The sequence below is a fragment of the Paraburkholderia guartelaensis genome (assembly GCF_004353905.1).
GTDB classification, from domain to species: domain Bacteria; phylum Pseudomonadota; class Gammaproteobacteria; order Burkholderiales; family Burkholderiaceae; genus Paraburkholderia; species Paraburkholderia guartelaensis.
The window spans coordinates 57073-72176 of record NZ_SMOD01000022.1; the positions used below are offsets into that span (position 1 = coordinate 57073).

A 15104-nucleotide genomic window follows, 5' to 3' on the forward strand; every position below is an offset into this window, starting at 1 on the left:
TCAACGCCCGTCCTCGGGCGTGCCGACCGTGGAGGCATCGTCGGGCGCGCCATCGCTGCGCGCCTGCGCATCGCGCATCTTGGCAAGCGCCTTGGGCCCGAGCCCGAGCGACACGCCCAGCGCGAGCGCGTCGAGCACCGCGAGATGCGCGATGCGCACCACGGCGGGCGCGTGCGCATCGCTCGCGGCGGGCACGCGCAGCAGAAGGGGAATATCGACCACCCACGCGAGACGCGAGCCCGCACTCGTGAGCGCGATGGTCGTTGCGCCGCGCTCCTTGGCGATCTGAATGCTCTCGTTCACTTCCACGCTGCGCCCCGACTGCGAAATCGCGAACGCCACGTCGCCCGGTTCGAGCAACGCCGCGTAAAGGCGCTGCAAATGCGCATCCGTGAACGCGCTCGCGGCGATGTCGAGCCGCAGCAAGCGCAGCGCCGCGTCTTGCGCAACGAGCCCCGAACCCGCACCCACGCCGAAAAAATACACGCGACGCGCGCTGGAGAGCGCCGCGACGGCAGCCTCGAACACCGCCGTATCGAGCGAAGCGCGCGCATGGGTCACGCCCTGCACGACCGACTCCGTCACCTTGTCGAGCAGGGTGCCGACCTCGCCGGCCCACCCGGCGCCGCTCGCCTCGCCGCCCGTCATCTCCGTGGCGAGCGCGAAGGGCACGTTGCCCGCCGCGCTCTGCGCGAGCCGCATCTTGAAGTCGCGCAGGCCGTGCGCGCCCACCGCGCGGCAAAAGCGCGTGACGGAGGGCTCGGACACGTCCGCGCGCAACGCGAGTTCGGTGATGCTCGCGCGCATGGCGAAGTCTATGTCGGCGAGCACCATCTCCGCGACCTTGCGCTCGGCGGGACGCAGCGACTCCGCGACATTGCGGATGTGATGGATCAGGTTGGAGACCGGCAAGCTGTTTTTCCCGTGGAAGATACTAGGGTCTGCTCACATGAGGGCCCGCTATCCAGTTTCGATGCGTGCTTCCGCTTCAATCGAGCCGCTTGCCGCTTTCAGTATCGAACAGATGCAGGTGCGCCAATGGCAAACCTAGCGCCGTGCGCTGGCCCGGAGAAACGTCCGGGCGCGCGCGTGTCGTGACGCACCATGTCGTCTCGCCTATTTTCCCGTACAAGTGGGTCTCCGCGCCAGTCGGCTCGATCACGTCGACGTTGAACGGCACGTCGCCGCCCGCCTCGATGTGCTCGGGCCGCACGCCGACCGTCACGCGCGCGCCCGCCTGCGCCTTGCCTTCCGGCAGCGCAATACGCACGCCGTCTTCGAGCACGAGCGCCGTGCCACGCGCGTCGCTCATCACCGTGCCTTCCGCGAAGTTCATCGAAGGCGAGCCGAGGAAGCTCGCCACGAACAGGTTGCCCGGTTTGTCGTAGAGGTCGAGCGGGCGGCCGATCTGTTCGATGCGACCCGCGTTCATCACGACGATGCGGTCGGCCATCGTCATCGCCTCGATCTGGTCGTGCGTGACGTACACCACCGTGTTGCGCAGACGCTGATGCAGCGCCTTGATCTCGGTGCGCATCTGTACGCGCAGCTTGGCGTCGAGGTTCGAAAGCGGCTCGTCGAAGAGGAACAGCGCGGGCTCGCGCACCACGGCGCGGCCCATGGCGACGCGCTGGCGCTGGCCGCCCGAGAGCGCGCGCGGCAGGCGCTCCAGGTAGCCCGACAGGTTGAGCATTTTCGCGGCGGCTTCGATGCGCGGCTTGAACCCGTCCTCGCGCTCCTTGCGAACGCGCGGACCGAACGCGATGTTGTCGTACACCGAGAGATGCGGGTAAAGCGCGTAGCTCTGGAACACCATCGAGATATTGCGCTGCTGCGGCGGCAGCGCGTTCGCACGCGTGCCGCCGATGGTGAGGTCCCCGCCGGAGATGTCTTCGAGACCGGCGATCATGCGCATCACCGTGGTCTTGCCGCAACCCGAGGGGCCGACGAGCACGACGAATTCGCCGTCTTCGATATCGAGATCGACGCCGTGCACGACCTGGGTGTCGCCATAGCGCTTGTAGATGCCGTTCAGTTGTACCGCTGCCATGCTGTCCTCGTCTGCGTGAAGTCTTTTCAGGTCGCTCAGGTCAATTCGCCGCGTACGCGCCTCAGAACGGATCGAGCGTCAGCTCGTTCGCCATCATCCGGTTGCCCGCCATGAGGCCCGCGTCCACGGGTAGCGCCACGCCCGTGATCACGCGCGCCTGCGGCGAGGCGAGAAACTGCACGGCGTCGGCGATATCCTCGGGCGTCGCCACGTCGCCGAGCGGATACCATTTGCTTAGTTCTTCGAAGATCTTCGGATGCTGCTCGACGCGTGCGCGCCACGCGGGCGTCTTCACCGTGCCGGGGCACACGATGTTCGCGCGTATGCCGTGCGGCCCCAGCTCCATGGCGAGCGCCTTCGTGTAGCTCACGAGACCCGCCTTCGCCGCGCTGTACGCGGGGTGGCCGAGCGCCGACAGGCCGTTCACCGAGCCGATCAGCACGAGCGCGCCGCGCCGGCGCTCGATCATCGAGGCGCGCACGGCTTCGACCGTGTAGTAGGTCCCGTTCAGATTCAGGTCGATGTCGCGCCGCCAGCTCGCGGCGTCCGTATGCGCGAGCGTCGTGCCGAGCGCGCCGCCCGCGTTCGCCACCGCCACGTCCACCGGGCCGCGCGCCGCCACGCCGCGCGCCACGGCTTCGGTCACGGCGGCCTGATCGCTCACGTCGGCGGCGAGCGGCTCGAGGCGCGCCGCGCCCGCTTCGCCGAATTCCGCCGCGAGCTGTTGCACGCCCGCCGCGTCGCGGTCGAGCGCGAGCACCGTGTCGCCCGCATCCAGAAACCGTTTGCACAGCGCGCGGCCTATGCCGCCGCTCGCGCCCGTCACCAGCACCACCCGGCTCATGTCGACTCTCCGTGCGGCTCGCCAGTCGTGCCGGAGAGCCTGAAAATTTCCTACATACGAATAACTGACAGTGGTCCGTATGCGGGTTTATACCGAGCGCGCCACGCTGCTGCAGCGCATGAATTTCCCCTGTTTTACAGCATGTTATGCAAATTTCGGCGCTGGAAACAATATCGAGTTTACCAGGTGACAACGCTTTTTTCATCCTGTAGGATTTTTTCAAACAACGCAACCCAGCAGCCGGGTCAAGGCGGCGGCACTAGTGGAAAAAGCGCAGGAACAACCACCAAGGAGAAAGAGAATGTCGTTTCAGGCACGTGCAACCACCATGCTCGGCAAGCTCGCCGTCGCGCTAGCATTCGCCGGCATCACCGCCGCGGCGCACGCCGATACGGTCCGCGTGACCGTCGCCCACTACAGCGACGCCACCGCCCCGTACTTCGAGAAAATGGCCAAGCAGTTCGAGGCCGCCAATCCCGGCATCACGATCAAGATCGAAGACGTGAACTGGGACTCGCTGCAACAGAAGCTGCAAACGGACATCTCCGGCGGCGCGAACGCCGACCTCGCGATCATCGGCACGCGGTGGCTCCTCGACTTCGTGAAGGACGACATTGCCGAGCCGCTCGACCCGTACATGGACGCGAACTTCAAGGGCCGCTTCATCGGTCCGTTCCTGGCTCCGGGTCAAATCAACGGCAAGACCTACGGCCTCCCGATCGCCGCTTCGGCGCGCGCGCTGTACTACAACAAGGACATGCTCGCTTCGGTCGGCTATCCGCAAGGCCCGAAGACGTGGAACGACGTGATCGACGCGTCGAAAAAGCTCAAGGCGAAGGGCATTGCGGGCTTCGGTCTGCAAGGCAAGGAAATCGAAACCGACGTGTATTTCTATTACGCGTTGTGGACCCACGGCGGCGAAGTGGTGGGCAAGGACGGCAAGGCGGCATTCAACTCGCCGGCTGGCGTGAAGGCTGCGACGCTCTACAAGACCATGATCGACGAAGGTCTCACGCAGCCGGGCGTGACGGGCTACAGCCGTGAAGACGTGCAGAACCTCTTCAAGCAAGGCCGCGTGGCAATGATGATCTCGGCGCCGTTCCTCGCCAAGCAGTTGCAGAAGGAAGCACCGAACATCAAGTACGGCATCGACCCGATCCCGGTCGCGACGACGCCCGCCACCTACGCGGTGACCGACTCGATCATGATGTTCAAGAACTCCAAGGCGAAGCAGAGCGCCTGGAAGTTCCTGGACTTCCTGTTCACGAAGGAACCGCGCGTGCAGTTCACGAGCACGGAAGGCTTCCTGCCGACCACCAAGGCTGAAGCGAGCGACCCGGCTTTCCAGAATCCGGACACGCAAGCCTTCATCGCGCTCCTGCCGCATGCGAAGTTCGCGCCGACCGTGACGGGCTGGGAAGACACCGCCAAGGCTGTGACCAACGCGATGCAGTCGGTCTACCTCGGCAAGGCCAAGCCCGCCGATGCGCTGAACCAGGCGGCCACCGAAGCGAACAAGTCGCTCGGCAAGTAAGTCTGGCAACCAAGCCTTGATGGCAACACCGGCGCGCGCCCGAAGTTTCCGGCGCGCGCCGCAACGCCTCAGAACCGACGTTTCGAAGCACTGACGATTCGACATGACTACGGGTCCCCTGAAGCCCTCGCCCGCCACAGCACCGGCCGGCGATGCCCCCGACCGATCACGCGCACGAACCCGCATGAGCCGACTACCCCGCGCCGTTTCCGCGCCTCGCGCGCCCTGGCTCCTGATCGTGCCGAGTCTCGTGCTCGCGCTCTTCATCATCAGCTATCCGATCTTCAACATCGTGTATCAGTCGCTGCACGATGTGTCGCGCTTCGGGCAGATTCGCGACTTCAGCGGCCTGCAGAACTTCTATAACGTGTTCGGCGACCCGGTGTTCATGAGCGCCTTGAGGAACACGCTGATCTGGACATTCTTCGTCGTGGTGGGGACAGTGGGGATTTCCGTGCCGGTCGCGCTCGTGCTCAATCAGGACTTTTACGGCCGCGGCATTGCGCGCACGATCGTCATGCTGCCGTGGTCCGTCTCGCTCACGATGACGGCCGTGGTCTGGCGCTGGGCGTTCAACGACGACTACGGCATGGTCAACGTCACGCTGCAGCGCCTCGGCCTCACTTCGGGGCCGATCCATTGGCTCGCGACGCCCGAGTATGCGTTCCCGGTGGAAATCTGTGTGGGCATACTCGTGTCGATCCCCTTCACGACCACGATCCTGCTGGGCGGCCTTTCCTCGGTGCCGGGCGATATCTACGAAGCCGCACGCATCGACGGTGCGAGCGCCTGGCAACAGTTCCGCCAGCTCACGCTGCCGCTGCTCAAGCCGTTCATCAACATGGCGGTCCTGCTGAACGTGATCTACGTGTTCAACTCGTTCCCGATCATCTGGGTGATGACGCAAGGCGGCCCCGACGACAGCACGCATATTCTCGTCACCTACCTTTACGAACTCGGCTTCCGGTTAGGACGACCAGGCGAAGCCGCCGCCGTCTCGCTCATCATGCTCGTCATCCTGTTCGCCTTCTCGGTGGTCTACCTGCGCCTGCAGGCAAAACGCGGCAGCGCCGAAGGAGACCTCGCATGAACCGCAAGCTCAAACGCTCGATCTGGTGCTGGCTCGCGCTCTCGCCGCTCGTCGTGGCCGTGCTGTTCCCGTTCGCGGTGATGTTCTTCACCTCGTTCAAGCCGGCTTCGGAAGTGTTCGTCTATCCGGCGCGCTGGCTGCCGATGCAGTGGCGCTGGCAGAACTACGTCGACATGTGGCAGGCCGCGAACTTCGGTGTCGCGCTGCGCAACAGCATCGTGGTGAGCTGTCTTTCCACGGCGCTTGCGCTCGCCGTGAGCCTGCCGGCCGCCTATGCGCTCGCGCGCTTTCCGTTCCGCGGGCGCGGCCTTTACCGCCAGTTCCTGCTCGTCACGCAGATGCTCTCGCCGATCCTGCTCGTGGTCGGCCTGTTCCGGCTTGCCGCGATGATTCCGTACGGCGACGGCAATCTCGTCGATTCGAAGATCGGCGTGATCGTCTCTTATGCGGCGTTCAATATCGCGTTTGCCGTGTGGATGCTCTCGTCGTATTTCCAGACCGTGCCGCGCGATCTCGAAGAATCGGCGTGGCTCGAAGGCTGCAGCCGCACGGGCGCCGTGTTCCGCGTGTTCCTGCCGCTCGCGGTGCCGGCCGTGGTGGTCACGGCGATCTTCACGTTCATCAGCGCGTGGAATGAGTTCGCCGTGGTCTACACGCTGATCCGCTCGCCCGAGAACAAGACGCTCACGGTGCAAGTCACCGACATGGTGGCCGGCAAGTACACCGTGGAATGGCAGCTCGTCATGGCGGCCACGCTCGCGGCCACGCTGCCGGTTTCCGTGGTGTTCGCCTGGCTGCAGCGCTACATGGTGAAGGGACTCGCGCTTGGCGCCGTGAAGTAAGAGAAAGTCTCGCGCGCTTACTTGCCCAGTTCATGGCCGATCACGCCGCCGGCCACGGCGCCGCCCACGGTGCCGACCGCGCTGCCGTTGGTGGCCCGGTTGCCGACATAACCGCCCGCGGCGGCGCCGCCCAGCGTGCAGGCCCCTGTGCCCGCTGCAGTCAGCAAGACGGTGATGACGAGTGAGGCGCGCGCGGCGCGTATGCGTCGTAGCCAGTTCATCGTCGATTCTCCTGATCGAACCCGGTGGCTTTCATGCCAGCAAGCTTCGTGCCGCGCTGGCTTTCAGCCGTGGTGCAGATGCAGCAGGATCAGCGTGAGCGTGACGAGCGAACCTAGTGTGGAATGCAAAATGGTGCGCGAAGTCACGTGCGCCTCGCGCCGGTAGTACTCGGCGAGCATGAACGGGCCGGTGCCCGTGGGCAGCGCCGCGAGCAACACCGCAATTTCCACGAGCTGGTCAGGCAGCCCGAACACGCGATCGGCCAGCCACCACGTGAGCAGCGGCTGCGCGACGAGCTTGGAGAGCGTGAGCCACCACGACGACTCACGCGGCGCTTCGCCGCTCGCGCGGCGTTCGGCGAGAAAGAGCCCGAGGCTCACAAGCGCGCACGGGCTCGCCGCGCCGCCCAGCAGCTTGAGGAACGTCTCCGCGCTAGCGGGCAGAGTGACATGCGCGGCCGAAACGACCGCCCCCAGCGCCGGCGCAACCAGCAGCGGGTTGCGCAAGAGCGAGCGCACGACCTTGATGGCGAGCCGATGCGGACGCCGCTCGCTTTGCAGCCCCGTTTCGATCAGCACGATGGCGATGGCGAACAGCACGCAGACCACGAGGATCGTCGCGATGGTCGTGGGCGTGAGGCTCGACGGCCCGAAGGCGATCATGCACAGCGGGAAGCCCACGTAGCCGGTGTTCGGATACGCGGCGGCAAGCCCGTCGATGCTCGCATCGGCGAGCGGGCGGCCGAGGAACACGCGCGCCGCCACCACAGCGACGAACACGGCGAGCCCGGCAAGACCGAACGCGGCGACGAACGCCGGCTGATAAAGCTCGTGCCACGTTGCGTGCGCAAGGATATCGAAGAGCAGCGCGGGAAGCGCGAGCCACACGACGAAGCGATTCAGCTCGGAAGCCGCGGCAGGGCCGAGGACATTCGTGCGACGACAGGCGAAGCCCGCGAAAATGAGACCGAAAACCGGCAGAAGAATGGAAACGGCAGAAAGCATCGGGATTCGTGAATGCAAAGCGCGCGGACGTGCCGCGCGCCAGGGTGAAACGGAAGACGAACAGGTTCGCTAATCCATCGCCGCGTGACTCGTATCGACGGTGGCGGCACTCGGGCCGGTGCGGATCAGAAAGAGCAGCGGAATCACGAGCAGCGTAGCCACGAACATCATCTTGAAGTCGTTCAGATACGCGATCATCTGGGCCTGCTGCGTGATCGACTGGTTGAGCACGGCAAGATCGTACCGCGAACCGCTTTCGAGCATCTGCTGAATCGCCGGGTTGAACGGGGTGATGTTCGCGGCGAGGTCCGAATGCGCGATCTGCGTGCCGCGCGTGACGAAGGTCTGCACGATCGAAATGCCGATACTGCTGCCGATGTTGCGCATGAGGCTATAGGTGGCCGTGCCGTCCGCGCGCAGTTGCGGTGTCAGCGTCGAGAACGTCAGCGCGGAAAGCGGCACGAACACGAAGCCGAGGCCAAAACCCTGCACCACGCCCGGCCACACGATATCCGAGGGCGAAAGCACGAGCGTGTACTGCATCATCTGCCATAGCGCGTACGCGGAGACCACGAAGCCGAAGAGCAGCATAATGCGCGCGTCCACGCGTTTCAGTATGCGCCCGGCTATCAGCATGGCGACCATGGTGCCCGCGCCGCTCGGCGCGGTCACGAGCCCCGTAGTGGCGACCGGATAGCCCATGAGGTTCTGCAGCATGGGCGGCAGCAGCGCGCGCGTGGCGTAGAGCACTGCGCCGATCACGAAGATGAAGAGCGTGCCCGTGGCGAAGTTGCGGTCCTTGAGCAACTGGTAGCGAAAGAACGTGCCGGGCCCCGAGGTGGCCGTATGCACGACGAAGAACGCGAAGGCAATGACCGCCACCAGCGCCTCGATGCGGATCTCCAGCGAGCCGAACCAGTCGAGCTGCTCGCCGCGGTCGAGCAAGGCCTGCAACGCGCCGATGGCGAGCGCGAGCGTGGCGAAGCCGAACACGTCGAAGCGCTGCGTGCGGCCAGGCACGCGCGCGGGCATGAACGTCGAGACGCCGAAAAACGCAAACAGGCCCACCGGCACATTGATGAAGAACACCCAGCGCCAGTTGTAGCTATCCGTGAGCCAGCCGCCCAGCGTGGGCCCGAGCACAGGGCCGACCATCACGCCCATGCCCCAGACCGCCATGGCCTGCCCCTGGCGCTCGCGCGGATTGATGTCGAGAAGAATGGACTGCGAGAGCGGCACGAGCGACGCGCCGAACACGCCCTGCAAAAGCCGCGAAGCGACGATCTCGCCGAGCGTTTCGGAAAGCCCGCACAACGCCGAGGCCACGGTGAAGCCGGCAATCGCCACGCCAAGCAGCCGCTTGACGCCGTAACGGTCGGCGAGCCAGCCCGTGAGCGGCGTGGCAATGGCGGCGGCGACGATATACGAGGTGAGCACCCAGGTGATCTCGTCCTGGGAAGCAGACAGCGTGCCCTGCATGTGCGGCAGCGCGACATTGGCGATCGTGCTGTCCAGCGTCTGCATCAGCGTGGCGAGCATGATCGAGAGCGTGATCATGCCGCGATTGAGCGGGGCTTCCTTGACCGGCTCCGCCCGATGCTGCGCGGCTGAGCCGTCCTGCATGACTGCGGTCATCGTGCGGTTGTCTTGCGGCTATCTTGATTGAGGGGCGGAGTGTGCCGAATTAATAAGCCTGCTTATTATACGACTCGCACCTGCTGACGCAATCGGTATCGCCAGGGAGAGGACGCTCGTGCGAAGGCGCGAGCCGCGCGCCCGTATAATCGCGCGATGACTACCGACCTCGAAAAGCGCTTTGGCTTCCTGGTCGTCGACGTGGGCCGGCTCTATGGCAAACGTTACGACGAGCTTGCGAAGTCGTCGCTCGAACTCACGCGCGCGCAGTGCCGCATGATCGCGTACCTCGCCCACTACGGCGACATGAACCAGGCGCGCCTCGCCGAACTGCTGGAAGTGGCGCCCATTTCCGCGGGGCGGCTGCTCGAGCGCATGGAAGAAGGCGGCTGGGTCGTGCGTACGCCTAATCCGGACGACCGCCGCGAATTGCTGGTGAGCCTCACGCCCAGGGCGGAAGGCGTGCTCACGGGCGCGCGCCGCGTAGGTGACGAAGTCCAGGCGGAAGCCCTGGCGGGCTTCACGCCTGAAGAAGCTGAGCAGTTCGGCGCGATGCTTCAGCGGGTGCGCGCCAATCTCGGCGCGCTGGTGGAACGGTAACCCGCAGCGAAAACTGGCGTTATCGCAGCCGCACGAGCGTGGACTTGAGTTCCGTGTACTTTTCGAGCGCGTGTAACGACTTGTCGCGTCCGTTGCCGGATTCCTTGAAGCCGCCGAACGGGAAGTTCATGTCCCCGCCTTCGTCGTAGCAGTTCACCCACACCGTGCCTGCACGCAGCCTGCGCGAAATTTCATGCGCGTGCGTGAGGTTCGCGGTCCAGACCGCGGCCGCGAGCCCGTAGTCACTGTCGTTGGCAATGCGCACCGCTTCGTCGATCGTGCTGAAGGTGATGACCGATAGCACCGGCCCAAAGATTTCCTCGCGCGCGATCTTCGTGTCGTGATGCGTATCGAACACCGTGGGCTGCACGTAGAAGCCGCCACCCTCCGCATTGACGCGTTCGCCGCCGGTCAGCAGCTTCGAATCCTTGCGACCGGCCTCGATATAGCTCAGCACGCGCTCCAGCTGAATCTTGTCGATGATCGCACCCATCGACACATCCGGATCGAGAGGATTGCCAGGCTTATAGGCCTTCGCGGCCTCGGCGAGCTTCGCGAGGAATACGTCCTTGATCTCGTGATGCACGAGCAGGCGCGAGCCCGCCGTACACATTTCGCCCATGTTGTAGAAGATCGCGCCCGCCGCCGCGTTCGCCGCGCGGTCGAGATCCGGGCAATCGTGCAGCACGATGTTGGGCGACTTGCCGCCAAGCTCGAGCCACACGCGCTTGAGGTTCGACTGGCCTGCGTACTGCATGATCTGCTTGCCCACGTTCGTCGAGCCCGTGAATGCAATGCAATCCACGTCGCGATGCAGGCCGAGCAGCTTTCCCGGCTCGCCGCCACCGGGCAGCACGTTGAACACGCCCGCTGGAATGCCGGCCTCGTGCGCTAGCTGCGCCACGCGAATGGCCGTGAGCGGCGACTTCTCCGAAGGCTTGAGCACGACGCTGTTGCCCGCTGCGAGCGCAGGCCCGAACTTCCACGAGGCCATCAGGATCGGGAAATTCCACGGCACGACGGCGGCGACCACGCCAATGGGCTCGCGCGTGACGAGGCCCACGAGATGATGATCGGCGGGCACGACTTCGCCACCCACCTTGTCGATGGCCTCCGCGAACCATTCCACGCAATAAGCCGCGCCCGGCACATCAACAGTCGTCGTGTCGCCGATGGGCTTGCCTGCATCGAGCGTTTCGAGCAGCGCGAGTTCGTCGAGATGCTCGCGCATGAGCGCGGCCCAGCGCAGCAGAACGGCCTTGCGCGCACGCGGATTCAGGCCTGCCCAAATCCCTTCGTCGAACGCGCGCCGCGCAGCGCCCACCGCGGCATCGACATCGGCCGCGCCGCAATCGGCCACGCTTGCAAGCACGCGGCCGTCGATCGGGCTCACGCAATCGAACGTGCGGCCCGAATACGCGTCGCGATACGCGCCGTCGATGAATGCGCGGCCTTCGATCGAAAGCGTCGCGGCCTTGTCCTGCCAGTAAGCGAAAGTTTTCTTTTCCATCAGGATGCCTCAATGATTTGCGATCCACCTTGCGTGCCGCAACGCGGCGTCAGGTGAAACGGGTTCGCGCGATCAGGGAGTCAGAAGGTGGGCGGCGAATTGGCCGACACCACTTCGCAGACTTCGTTCGCGCTGGGATTGCGAAACCGGTGCGGGAAGCGGCTTTCAAAGTAGTAGCTGTCTCCGGGGTCGAGCAGCCAGGTCGTGCCATCCACGGTCAGCTCGAGTTGTCCGGCGACCACCACGCCGCCTTCGTGCCCCGCATGCACCAGCATTTCAGGGCCGGTATCGGCGAGCGGCTGATAGACCTCGCGCATGATGCCCATGTTGCGGTCTTTCATTTTCGCGCCGGCGAGATAGAACTCGATCGATTCGTTGCCGAGGTTCGGCATTTCGCCGCGCCGCGACACGACTTCTGTCCCTTCGGTCAGGTCAAATGTGAAGAATTCCGCGAGGCTCATCGGAATGCATTCGAGCAGCTTCTTGAGCGAGCCCACAGAGGGACTGACGCGACTTTGCTCGATCAGCGAGATCGCGCCATTGGTCACGCCTGCGCGCTTGGCGAGCTCACGCTGCGACAAACCATAGCGTTTGCGGACATAACGCAGGCGCGTGGCGACTTCGGATGACACAGAGGCGGACTCGGACACGATGAAGGACCGTTGGCAGTGAAAATGCGCGTGGAGGGGGCGCGGTGGACGTGTTGAATATTCTAATCAGTTTGCTTTATTTTGCGTCAGTACAAACCCCTGTAAGTTATTCGAAATATAAGTGCAGGAGCCGATATTTCGCACAGCGTGCTATTTCAAAGGGCTCTCGGGGAAAGTGCTGACATCAAAAACTTGAAAAAATAATTGACGCCCTTTTTGACTCGTATATGCTGAACTACAGGTCGAACGCAGCATCGTTTCTATCGCGTTGCAACGCAAAAAGCGCGTTTTATGCGAGAAACATAGCGAGTCGGCTGAGTTTGGAAAGCAATACATCGATGTCGTTCAATGTTTAATGCCTCACTCAAATTGACGACCTCGAATGCTTGAACCAAACGCCTTTTTCAACGCAACCAGTCGAGTGTTATTGTGAGAGTCCGTGGCCCTCTGGTGAGGTGGGATCGTAGTCATGCGAGGTGTCTTCGCAGTGACTGCACCGCCATCGCCGACGGCAGTAGCGGCAGGCTTGCCTCTCGCCTGTTCCTGTCCGTCTTCACGATCCTTTCCCGCCGCTCCGTTCGGCGTCACAACTCGGTCTCTGCACGCGCCTTCATTGCCGTCCACACGGACGAAGTCGCGTCGCTTCTGCCCTAGCGCCTCTCCTTCCCGCGCTGTTCGTTTTCTTCGCCGTCGTTGGTTCGCGAAGTGTCCTGTCGCGCCTTCGCGATGTGGCTGCGCACGCCTGAACACCGTTGCGCCTCACAACGGCAAGAAACGAACCGCCTACATGATCTCCACGCGCAGCGCCATCCGTTAGCGCCGCTGCGCGGAGCACACAGGGTTTGTAGTTTTGCGTCCCGCAAGGCTGCAAGGTCATGTCACGCCCGTAGCGCCGACACACTACGCACGGGCAAGCAAGCGAATCATTAGTCATGCGAATCAGACCATTAGTCGGCGTCACTGCCGACCGCACGATGATGGGACCGCACGCGTCACATGTTGCCGGCGAGAAGTACATCGCCGCGGCTGCGGATGGAGCAGGCGCGCTCGCATTCGTGCTGCCCGCCCTGGGCGAGCGGCAGACCGCGGCCGACATTCTCGAAGCCGTGGACGGACTGCTTTTCACGGGCAGCTATTCGAACGTCGAGCCGCATCGTTATGGCGGCCCGGCAAGCGAGAGCGGCACGCTGCACGACCCCGCTCGCGACGCCACCACGCTGCCGCTCATGCGCGCCGCGATCGAGGCGGGCGTGCCGGTTCTCGCCATCTGCCGCGGCTTCCAGGAGATGAACGTGGTGTTCGGCGGCACGCTGCATCAGCAGGTGCACAACGTTGCACGTTACGACGACCATCGCGAGAACAAGGACGATCCGCTCGACACGCAATACGGTCCGGCGCACGCGTTGAAGCTCGTGGAAGGCGGTGTGCTGCAACAGCTTGCGGGCGGCGCGCGCGAAGCACGCGTGAATTCGCTGCACGGTCAGGGCATCGAACGGCTGGGCGCGGGCCTCGTGGCCGAGGCATTCGCACCCGACGGCCTTATCGAAGCCGTGAGCGTCGCGAACGCACCCGGTTTTGCGCTTGGCGTGCAGTGGCACCCCGAATGGAAGTACGCCGACGACGCGCTTTCCACCGCCATCTTCCGCACGTTCGGCGAAGCTTGCCGCAACCACATGCTGGCCCGAATACCGGGCGGGGCCGGACACGACGTGGCGCATGCGCCGCGCGCCGCCCACGCCTGATGCCGGCCCATACAGAACAGAGAGAAAGATCATGCATGAAATCGACGAATTCCTGAAAAAGCATCACATCACCGAAATCGAAGCCATCATCCCCGACATGGCGGGCATTGCGCGCGGCAAGATCATCCCGCGCAGCAAGTTCGAATCGGGTGAATCCATGCGCTTGCCGCAAGCCGTGATGATCCAGACCGTGACGGGCGATTACCCCGAAGACGGCAGCCTCACCGGCGTCACCGACCCCGACATGGTGTGCGTGCCCGACCCGTCCACGATTCGCATCATTCCGTGGGCCGTCGATCCCACCGCACAGGTGATCCACGACTGCGTGCATTTCGATGGCTCGCCCGTCGAAATCTCGCCGCGCCGCGTGCTGCGCCGCGTGCTCGAACTCTACGAAGCAAAGGGCTGGAAGCCCGTCATTGCGCCGGAGCTCGAGTTTTATCTCGTCGACATGAACAAGGATCCGGACATTCCGCTCACGCCGCCGATCGGCCGTACGGGCCGTCCGGAAACGGGCCGCCAGGCGTACTCGATCGAAGCGGTGAACGAGTTTGATCCGCTGTTCGAAGACATCTACGAGTACTGCGATATTCAGGACCTCGAAGTCGATACGCTGATTCACGAAGTGGGCGCGGCGCAGATGGAGATCAACTTCCTGCACGGCGATCCGCTCAATCTCGCCGACCGCGTGTTTCTCTTCAAGCGCACGGTGCGCGAGGCGGCGCTGCGCCACCACATGTACGCCACCTTCATGGCGAAGCCCATGGAGAACGAGCCGGGCTCGGCCATGCACATCCATCAGAGCCTCGTCTCGGCGGAAAGTGGCCAGAACCTCTTCACGGGCTCGGACGGCAAGCCGACGGACATGTTCTACGCGTATATCGCGGGACAGCAGAAGTACACGCCCGCGCTGATGCCGATCTTCGCGCCGTATATCAACTCGTATCGTCGCCTTTCGCGCTTCATGGCAGCGCCGATCAACGTGGCATGGGGCTATGACAACCGCACGGTGGGCTTCCGCGTGCCGTACTCGTCGCCGGCCGCGCGCCGTGTGGAAAACCGCATTCCTGGCGTGGACACCAATCCGTACCTCGCGATCGCCGCGACGCTCGCCGCCGGCTACCTCGGCATGACGCAGCACCTCAAGCCCACGGAACCGCTCGTGAGTGACGGCTATTCGCTGCCCTACCAGTTGCCCCGCAACCTGGAAGAAGGCCTCACGTTGATGAGCGCAAGCGAACCGCTCATGGGCATCCTCGGCGAGAAGTTCGTGCGCGCCTACCTCGCGCTCAAAGAAACCGAATACGAAGCCTATTTCCGCGTGATCAGTTCGTGGGAACGCAAGCACCTGCTGCTGCACGTGTAAACGAAAGGAGATACA

15 protein-coding genes are annotated in these 15104 nt (G+C 64.1%); 7 read left to right on the top strand and 8 right to left on the bottom strand.

Annotation, left to right across the window (positions count from 1 at the left end):
• From E1N52_RS26050 to E1N52_RS26060, 3 genes are all read right to left on the bottom strand, one after another.
• Positions 1-912 carry a MurR/RpiR family transcriptional regulator gene (locus E1N52_RS26050; protein WP_028202741.1) on the bottom strand — a complete coding sequence of 304 codons (912 nt, stop codon included), beginning with the start codon at positions 910-912 and terminating at the stop codon, positions 1-3.
• Positions 913-988: 76 nt separating this feature from the next.
• Positions 989-2050, bottom strand: a complete 1062-nt coding sequence (locus E1N52_RS26055) for an ABC transporter ATP-binding protein (protein WP_133185697.1) — start codon at positions 2048-2050, stop codon at positions 989-991.
• 61 nt (positions 2051-2111) lie between these two features.
• Positions 2112-2894, bottom strand: a complete 783-nt coding sequence (locus tag E1N52_RS26060; RefSeq protein WP_133185698.1) for an SDR family oxidoreductase — start codon at positions 2892-2894, stop codon at positions 2112-2114.
• Positions 2895-3195: 301 nt separating this feature from the next.
• On the opposite strand from E1N52_RS26060, the gene E1N52_RS26065 reads away from it, so the two are divergent.
• From E1N52_RS26065 to E1N52_RS26075, 3 genes are all read left to right on the top strand, one after another.
• Entirely contained in the window at positions 3196-4428 is a 1233-nt protein-coding gene (locus tag E1N52_RS26065; RefSeq protein WP_133185699.1) for an ABC transporter substrate-binding protein, read from the top strand.
• 184 nt (positions 4429-4612) lie between these two features.
• The gene (locus E1N52_RS26070; protein ID WP_133185700.1) at positions 4613-5518 is read left to right on the top strand and encodes a carbohydrate ABC transporter permease; all 906 of its coding nucleotides are present in this window, start codon (positions 4613-4615) and stop codon (positions 5516-5518) included.
• On the top strand, positions 5515-6360 hold the full coding sequence (locus E1N52_RS26075; RefSeq protein WP_091995905.1) for a carbohydrate ABC transporter permease: 846 nt from the start codon (positions 5515-5517) through the stop codon (positions 6358-6360). Before E1N52_RS26070 ends, E1N52_RS26075 begins: the two co-directional genes overlap by 4 nt.
• 17 nt (positions 6361-6377) lie before the next feature.
• Here E1N52_RS26075 and E1N52_RS26080 read toward each other — a convergent pair whose 3' ends face one another.
• The 3 genes from E1N52_RS26080 to E1N52_RS26090 form a co-directional block, all read right to left on the bottom strand.
• Complete coding sequence (locus E1N52_RS26080; protein ID WP_133185701.1) at positions 6378-6581, bottom strand: glycine zipper 2TM domain-containing protein; 204 nt, start codon at positions 6579-6581, stop codon at positions 6378-6380.
• Positions 6582-6644: 63 nt separating this feature from the next.
• Positions 6645-7586, bottom strand: coding sequence for an AEC family transporter (locus E1N52_RS26085; RefSeq protein WP_133185702.1), 942 nt, complete (start codon positions 7584-7586; stop codon positions 6645-6647).
• A 69-nt stretch (positions 7587-7655) separates the two neighbouring features.
• On the bottom strand, positions 7656-9143 hold the full coding sequence (locus E1N52_RS26090; RefSeq protein WP_205965669.1) for a DHA2 family efflux MFS transporter permease subunit: 1488 nt from the start codon (positions 9141-9143) through the stop codon (positions 7656-7658).
• A gap of 234 nt (positions 9144-9377) precedes the next feature.
• On the opposite strand from E1N52_RS26090, the gene E1N52_RS26095 reads away from it, so the two are divergent.
• On the top strand, positions 9378-9821 hold the full coding sequence (locus E1N52_RS26095; RefSeq protein ID WP_133185703.1) for a MarR family winged helix-turn-helix transcriptional regulator: 444 nt from the start codon (positions 9378-9380) through the stop codon (positions 9819-9821).
• A gap of 19 nt (positions 9822-9840) precedes the next feature.
• Here E1N52_RS26095 and E1N52_RS26100 read toward each other — a convergent pair whose 3' ends face one another.
• Together E1N52_RS26100 and E1N52_RS26105 are read right to left on the bottom strand one after the other, a co-directional pair.
• Entirely contained in the window at positions 9841-11331 is a 1491-nt protein-coding gene (locus E1N52_RS26100) for an aldehyde dehydrogenase (protein ID WP_133185704.1), read from the bottom strand.
• Positions 11332-11411: 80 nt separating this feature from the next.
• Positions 11412-11963 (bottom strand): cupin domain-containing protein, encoded by a 552-nt coding sequence (locus E1N52_RS26105; RefSeq protein ID WP_133185705.1) that lies wholly within the window; start codon positions 11961-11963, stop codon positions 11412-11414.
• A 447-nt stretch (positions 11964-12410) separates the two neighbouring features.
• On the opposite strand from E1N52_RS26105, the gene E1N52_RS44890 reads away from it, so the two are divergent.
• From E1N52_RS44890 to E1N52_RS26120, 3 genes are all read left to right on the top strand, one after another.
• Positions 12411-12635, top strand: coding sequence for a hypothetical protein (locus E1N52_RS44890; protein ID WP_236596917.1), 225 nt, complete (start codon positions 12411-12413; stop codon positions 12633-12635).
• Between the two features lie 278 nt (positions 12636-12913).
• A complete protein-coding gene (locus E1N52_RS26115) occupies positions 12914-13723 on the top strand; it encodes a gamma-glutamyl-gamma-aminobutyrate hydrolase family protein (protein ID WP_133185706.1) in 810 nt (269 codons plus the stop codon).
• A gap of 31 nt (positions 13724-13754) precedes the next feature.
• Positions 13755-15089, top strand: coding sequence for a glutamine synthetase family protein (locus tag E1N52_RS26120; protein WP_133185707.1), 1335 nt, complete (start codon positions 13755-13757; stop codon positions 15087-15089).
• The last annotated feature ends 15 nt before the right edge of the window (positions 15090-15104 follow it).